The organism is Streptococcus suis (assembly GCF_002960445.1).
In the GTDB taxonomy this organism is placed as follows: domain Bacteria; phylum Bacillota; class Bacilli; order Lactobacillales; family Streptococcaceae; genus Streptococcus; species Streptococcus hyiners.
The window spans coordinates 1-273 of sequence record NZ_POJD01000331.1; the positions used below are offsets into that span (position 1 = coordinate 1).

Consider the following 273-nt stretch of genomic DNA (forward strand, 5'->3'; position numbering starts at 1 on the left):
TTTGTTCCTGTAGGAATTGGTGGAATTTTGGGAATCGCACTTTTCTCTTTCCCTGTAGAATTTTTATTGCAACATTTCCAAGTCCCAGTTTTGTGGGCCTTTGCGGGAGCAATCGTGGGAACGATTCCTAGCCTACTTAAAGAATCAACTCAAAAGAGCAAACGAGATAGCATTGATTTGGCTTGGTTGATTGGGACATTCATTATTTCTGGCCTCCTACTTTACAATTTGAGCGATCTTGTCGGGACACTTCCAGCTACTTTTGCTAGTTTT

The 273-nt window shown here is 41.4% G+C and carries 1 pseudogene; it reads left to right on the plus strand.

Annotated features, from left to right (window positions below):
- A pseudogene (locus C1G53_RS11095) lies at positions 1-273 on the plus strand (DUF368 domain-containing protein); the annotation flags it as partial.